Here is a 4539-nt window from a genome sequence, read left to right as displayed (position 1 = left end):
CGTCCGAGCGGACCGAGGCCTGGACGACCGGCGGCGCGGCGGCGGCGACGCGGCGCGGCGCGCCCGGTTGCGGCGTGCTGGCGTCCAGCACCGCGCTGGCGGTTTCGGCCATGCCGTGCACGCCCAGGCAGAAGACATCCTCATAGTGCGGGCGGGCGACCGAAAGGCACTGGTAGAGGTTCAGCTTGGCCATGCGCAGCGCGAAGCCGAACTTCTGGTCCGACAGCAGCGGCTTGATGCGCTCGGCGTCGTCGGCCTGTCCGGCCGCCGCCAGGGCCGCCAGGGCCAGGCCGCGGTTGACGAGCGGCGAATAGGCGTCGCCGCCGCCACGCGAACGCACCGAAACCGTCTCCAGCCGGGCGCGGTCTTCGGGGGTGGGCTTGTAGCGGGTGGTCGAGATCGCCTTGATCCGGGCCAGGCGCGCGGTCGGATTGGCCACGTTGCCCTTGGCCCAGGCCTGGCGCTGGACGTCGTAGGCTTCCTGCTTGATCGCCTTGCCGGCGCTCAGCAGACGGCCGCCCTGGTCCTTCAGGGCCGCGCTGGCGAGCGCGGCGGCGCCGTCGGCGCCCGACAGGTCGCCCGCGGAAGCCGGGTCGCTGATCAGGCGGGTGGCGAAGTAGGGATCGGCCTGGGCGGCCATGCGCGCCGAGCGCACGAAGCGGGGATCCTGCAGGGCCAGGGTCGCGACGTAGGCGATCGCGCCTTCTTCCAGCTGCTTGGCCTCGTAGGAGGCGCTGGCGTTCAGCGCGCGCTGGATCTCCTCGCCGTTCCTGAAGCCGGGCGAGATGGTCGCGGCCTTGGACATGTAGGTTTCATAGGCGCTGGCCGAGTCGACGAGGCGGGCGGGCAGGTCGACCACGCCGGCCGACGCGTCCACGTCGCGGGCGGCGGCGACGCCGGCGGGCACGGCGGTCAAGAACAGCGTTCCAGCCGTGGCGGCGAGGATGGTGCGAATTCCAAGTCTCATGGCGGGCTCCCTGATGCCGTTTCAGGAGAGCGCTGCGCGCATTGCTCAAATCATAAGAGATATGGCTACCGCGTATTCAATATATCTGAACACGATCTGTTATCGTTGAACGATATTCATGATGTTCATCGGTTAAGTATGCTGAATTTCAGCGTTCTTTTTCATGCGTTTGGGTGGCGATCGACAGTATTCGCGTATCGGCGGTATCGATTGCGGGTCAGTCGCCGCCGGCCTTGCGCCAGTCCGCGCGGGCTCGATCCAGCTCGCGTTCGGCCCGATCGCGGCGGGCTTCATGTTCGGTGCGCAGCGCGGCTTCGCGCCGATCGAGCGCGCGGCGCTCCATCGCCAGGGCGGCCAGCGCCTCGTCGGCCTCGCGTTCGACCGCCTCGCGGGCGCGTTCGGCGGCGTCCAGCGCCGACCGGTCGGGTTTGGGCGCCGGGGGAGGCGGAGGTACGGGCTTGGAGGGTTTCGCGCTCGCCGCCGGCTTCGGCTTTGCGGCGGCTTTCGGTCTCGGGAGAGACGGGACTTCGGGCAGGGCCGCGTCGCCGGCGGTGAACGGCCCGTCCGTCCCGACCGCGCGGCGCAGCACGACGCCCGGCTGGGCCTGGGCCGCCTTCACCGCGCCGGGATCATCGGTCAGCCCGGCGGCGCCGGAGGCGAACAGGTCCTCGCGCACGTCCCAGGCGGCGCGCGCGGCCTTCTGGTTCGGCGCGGCCACGATGGTGTCGAAGAAGCCGATCTGGGTGCGATAGACCTTCAGCCGCGTCGCCATGGCGCGCAAACGCGCCGGACGGGCGCTGCGATCCTCAGGTCTGCGGCGTGCTCTTCAGGAGTTGGCGGCGCGTGCGGGAGATCTCGCGCCAGACCGCGGCGATCTGCAGATAGGCGAGGCGTTCCTCGTCGGTCTGGGCGATGCGCGCCAGCCGCTCGGCGTCCTCGGCCCGGGTTTCGTAGAGACACGCCTTCTGCACACGACCCCACTGGATACGGCGACGGTGAGGTAAGAACGTCGGGCGCCTCCGATGGTTCGGTATCGAACACATCTAAGGCGTTGGCGATCAGGTACGGGCGCCGTCCGGTGTTCGCCTGACGGGTTTCTACACCCGTGATCCCGACAGCCGCCGCGGGCGCCGGACGCGAGTTGATCCACCGACAAGCGAGTGATGCGTGCGGTTCGCGCCGCCCCGTCGTGGGCGGACGGTCCGCTGTGGCCGGAGTGGGGCTTATGCAGCGTCGGGAGTTTCTGGCGTTTGGTGTCGGCGCGTTGGCGGCTGCGGGGATAGGCGGATCACAGGCGCGGGCGCGCCAGGCCGCGACACCGCCCAACCGGTCCACCCTGGACGTCCAGCTCAGCATCGAGCCGGCCGACGTGGAGATGATCACCGGCGAGGTGGTCTTCCAGTTGCTGTTCGTCGGACGCGCCGGCGTGGCCGTGTCGAACACGCTTCGGCCGGTGCTGCGCGCGATCGAGGGCGAGACCCTGCGCGTGCGGGTGACCAACAACGACGGGCGCCCTCACGCCTTCGCGATTCCGGGCGCGCCCGGGTCGCAGACCGGGCCGATCCCGCCGGGCGGGACGGCGCAGGTGAGCTTCGTCGCGCCGCAGCCGGGCAGCTACCTGTATCTGGATCCGACCAACGCGCCGGTGTTCCGGCTGGTCGGCCTGCAGGGCGTGTTCGTGGTGCGGCCGCGCAATCCGGTCACCCCGGCCGGATCGCCGATCCCCTACAGCCAGGCGCAGCAGACCCGCTCGGTGCAGCTGCTGTTCGACGCCCTGGGCACGCCGCCGCGGTTCCCGGGGAACAAGTGGGATCCGAACGACCCGGAGCGCGAACGGATCTGGCTGTTCACCCAGATCGATCCGACCCTCAACGCCCAGGTGGACGCCGGGCGGGTCCCGTCCGGCGCGGCCGTGACGGCGAGCTTCCTGCCGCGGTTCTTCACCATCAACGGCCTGTCCGGCTTCGACCTGTCGCACGTCTCCCCGACGGCGACCGAGGAGCTGCACCACCTGTTCGAGGCGCAGGGACGGGTCGGCCAGCCGACCCTGATCCGCACCCTGAACGCCGGCCTGGTCACCCACTCGCCGCACATCCACGGCAACCACACGCCGTGGCTGACCCTAACCGGGCCTACGGGGGAGGTGATCGTCCGCGACAACATCCCCGACGTCGACACCTGGACACTGGCGCCGCTGGGCAAGGTGGACGTCCTGCTTCCGATCCGCCAGCCGCCGGACATCCCGGTGTTCCCGATGCGGCAGGAGCCGTTCCCGCTGCGCTATCCGATGCACTGCCACACCGAGATGTCCCAGACCGCGGCGGGCGGAAACTACCCGCAGGGCGCGGTGCTGCACTGGGAAGTGACCGGCCCGCTGGGCTCAGGCTGAGGGAGGCGGGACCATGCTCAGGAACGTGTTCGCCCAGTCCGGCGGCTCAGGCTCAAACTCAGGCTCGGGGACGATCGATTTCACCAAGACCGGCGTGCAGGGCCAGCTGACCTTCGAGACCTTCGGCTGCGACGTCTTCCACGTGAACCCGGCGACGCCGGACCGGCTCACGCCGGACGTGACCCTGTTCCGCGAGCTGGTCAGGGACCTGGATCTGGTCGCGCCGGACGGCCGCAAGATCCGCATGTGGACCTTCGGCGACCCGAAGGACCCGAAGGCGTCGAACGGGACCTACCCCGGCCCGCTGATCCGCGTGCGCGAGACCCAGGTCGTCCACACGGTGATGTCGGCCAGCAAGAACACCCACACCATCCACCACCACGGGATCGAGCCGACCACCTTCAACGACGGGGTGGGGCACCTGTCGTTCGAGGTGACCGGCAACTACACCTACCAGTGGCGCCCGGCCGAGGCGGGCAGCTTCTTCTACCACTGCCACAAGAACACGACCCTGCACTTCCAGATGGGGCTGCACGGGCCGCTGATCGTCGATCCGATCGACGGGCCGGGCCGGCTGTTCACCGGCGGACCGGCCTATGACGTGGAGGCGGTCTGGGCCGCGGACTCGCTGGACCCGCGCTGGCACCTGATGAACCATGACGCTGGCCTGTGCGGCGACGACGTCGGGCTGAACCGGTTCGAACCGAAGTACTTCCTGATCTCCGGGGTGTTCTCGAACCGGACCAAGGACGACCCGCGCGTGATGGTGAAGGCGCGGCCGCGCCAGCGCATCCTGATCCGCGTCGGCTGCGCCCACTACGGCCCGATCCGGGTCACGATCGGGGCCGACGCCACCGTGGTCGGGAACGACGGCCGCGGGTTGGGCGATCCCGAGCGGCCGTGGGGGCGGCCGTTCCTGCAGCCGGCCGGACAGCCGTTCGAGCTGACCACCGCCCGGCGCTGGGACCTGATCGTGACGCCCCAGTCGCCGACGACCATCCCGGCGAAGATCGAATACCTGGACTGGGTGACCCGCGCCGTCCGCGGCGTGGCCGAGACGAGGATCGTGGTCGCATGAAGCCGCACCTGACCCTGGCCGCCGCCGGCGGCGTCGTCCTGCTGGCCGTGGCTGGCGGCCTGGCCGTGGCCTCGCAGCGCGCCCAGGCCGCGCCCGAACCGATCC

The 4539-nt window shown here is 70.3% G+C and carries 5 protein-coding genes; 2 read left to right on the top strand and 3 right to left on the bottom strand.

The window, feature by feature from the left end:
- From G3573_RS20280 to G3573_RS20270, 3 genes are all read right to left on the bottom strand, one after another.
- A partial coding sequence (locus G3573_RS20280) for a hypothetical protein (RefSeq protein ID WP_163263481.1) occupies positions 1-967 on the bottom strand: 967 nt, incomplete at its 3' end.
- A 217-nt stretch (positions 968-1184) separates the two neighbouring features.
- A complete protein-coding gene (locus G3573_RS20275; RefSeq protein WP_163263480.1) occupies positions 1185-1739 on the bottom strand; it encodes a hypothetical protein in 555 nt (184 codons plus the stop codon).
- Between the two features lie 34 nt (positions 1740-1773).
- Entirely contained in the window at positions 1774-1938 is a 165-nt protein-coding gene (locus tag G3573_RS20270; protein ID WP_163263479.1) for a hypothetical protein, read from the bottom strand.
- Between the two features lie 254 nt (positions 1939-2192).
- Here G3573_RS20270 and G3573_RS20265 point away from each other — a divergent pair, with 254 nt between their 5' ends.
- Entirely contained in the window at positions 2193-3356 is a 1164-nt protein-coding gene (locus G3573_RS20265) for a multicopper oxidase domain-containing protein (protein ID WP_163263478.1), read from the top strand.
- 13 nt (positions 3357-3369) lie between these two features.
- Positions 3370-4434 (top strand): multicopper oxidase domain-containing protein, encoded by a 1065-nt coding sequence (locus G3573_RS20260; RefSeq protein WP_163263477.1) that lies wholly within the window; start codon positions 3370-3372, stop codon positions 4432-4434.
- The last annotated feature ends 105 nt before the right edge of the window (positions 4435-4539 follow it).

The organism is Caulobacter sp. 17J65-9 (genome assembly GCF_010975005.1).
In the GTDB taxonomy this organism is placed as follows: Bacteria; Pseudomonadota; Alphaproteobacteria; order Caulobacterales; family Caulobacteraceae; genus 17J80-11.
This window is presented reverse-complemented; position numbering and strand designations above follow the sequence as displayed.

Bases quoted from the DNA above. Each gene is read 5' to 3' on its own strand.
- G3573_RS20260 (WP_163263477.1), top strand. From the start codon at position 3,370: ATGCTCAGGAACGTGTTCGCCCAGTCCGGCGGCTCAGGCTCAAACTCA.
- G3573_RS20275 (WP_163263480.1), bottom strand. From the start codon at position 1,739: ATGGCGACGCGGCTGAAGGTCTATCGCACCCAGATCGGCTTCTTCGAC.
- G3573_RS20265 (WP_163263478.1), top strand. From the start codon at position 2,193: ATGCAGCGTCGGGAGTTTCTGGCGTTTGGTGTCGGCGCGTTGGCGGCT.